This is a genomic window from Bacillus sp. lyk4-R2A-2, from assembly GCF_030209735.1.
Taxonomy (GTDB): domain Bacteria; phylum Bacillota; class Bacilli; order Bacillales; family Bacillaceae; genus Bacillus; species Bacillus pumilus.
This window is the reverse complement of the sequence record NZ_JARVRK010000009.1, coordinates 1-1,648: the sequence shown is the minus strand read 5'-3', so window position 1 is coordinate 1,648 and position 1,648 is coordinate 1. Positions and strand designations below refer to the sequence as shown.

At 51.0% G+C, this 1,648-nt stretch carries 1 rRNA gene; it reads left to right on the top strand.

Features of this window, described 5'->3' with window-relative positions:
* Positions 1 to 95: 95 nt before the first annotated feature.
* Positions 96 to 1,648, top strand: a 23S ribosomal RNA gene (locus QRN39_RS16630); the annotation flags it as partial.

Below are 1,648 nucleotides of genomic sequence, written 5' to 3'. Positions count from 1 at the left end.
TGTTCTTTGAAAACTAGATAACAATAAGTAATACATTCACATTGAATGCAATGCAAAGTTCATCACACATAGTGATTCTTTCTAAAGTAAGAAATGGTTAAGTTAGAAAGGGCGCACGGTGGATGCCTTGGCACTAGGAGCCGATGAAGGACGGGACGAACACCGATATGCTTCGGGGAGCTGTAAGCAAGCTTTGATCCGGAGATTTCCGAATGGGGAAACCCACTGCTCGTAATGGAGTAGTATCCATACTTGAATACATAGAGTATGAGAAGGCATACCCGGGGAACTGAAACATCTAAGTACCCGGAGGAAGAGAAAGCAAATGCGATTCCCTGAGTAGCGGCGAGCGAAACGGGAACAGCCCAAACCAAGAGGCTTGCCTCTTGGGGTTGTAGGACACTCTATACGGAGTTACAAAGGAACGATATAAGCGAAGAGGTCTGGAAAGGCCCGCCAAAGAAGGTAACAGCCCTGTAACTGAAATGTTGTTCTCTCCAGAGTGGATCCTGAGTACGGCGGAACACGTGAAATTCCGTCGGAATCCGGGAGGACCATCTCCCAAGGCTAAATACTCCCTAGTGACCGATAGTGAACCAGTACCGTGAGGGAAAGGTGAAAAGCACCCCGGAAGGGGAGTGAAATAGATCCTGAAACCGTGTGCCTACAAGTAGTCAGAGCCCGTTAAAGGGTGATGGCGTGCCTTTTGTAGAATGAACCGGCGAGTTACGATCCCGTGCAAGGTTAAGCAGAAGATGCGGAGCCGCAGCGAAAGCGAGTCTGAATAGGGCGCATGAGTACGTGGTCGTAGACCCGAAACCAGGTGATCTACCCATGTCCAGGGTGAAGTTCAGGTAACACTGAATGGAGGCCCGAACCCACGCACGTTGAAAAGTGCGGGGATGAGGTGTGGGTAGGGGTGAAATGCCAATCGAACCTGGAGATAGCTGGTTCTCTCCGAAATAGCTTTAGGGCTAGCCTCAAGGTAAGAGTCTCGGAGGTAGAGCACTGATTGGACTAGGGGCCCCTACCGGGTTACCGAATTCAGTCAAACTCCGAATGCCGATGACTTATCCTTGGGAGTCAGACTGCGAGTGATAAGATCCGTAGTCGAAAGGGAAACAGCCCAGACCGCCAGCTAAGGTCCCAAAGTATACGTTAAGTGGAAAAGGATGTGGAGTTGCTTAGACAACCAGGATGTTGGCTTAGAAGCAGCCACCATTTAAAGAGTGCGTAATAGCTCACTGGTCGAGTGACTCTGCGCCGAAAATGTACCGGGGCTAAACGTATCACCGAAGCTGCGGACTGTTCTTACGAACAGTGGTAGGAGAGCGTTCTAAGTGCTGTGAAGTCAGACCGGAAGGACTGGTGGAGCGCTTAGAAGTGAGAATGCCGGTATGAGTAGCGAAAGACGGGTGAGAATCCCGTCCACCGAATGCCTAAGGTTTCCTGAGGAAGGCTCGTCCGCTCAGGGTTAGTCGGGACCTAAGCCGAGGCCGAAAGGCGTAGGCGATGGACAACAGGTTGATATTCCTGTACCACCTCCTCACCATTTGAGCAATGGGGGGACGCAGGAGGATAGGGTAAGCGCGGTATTGGATATCCGCGTCCAAGCAGTTAGGCTGGGAAATAGGCAAATCCGTTTCCC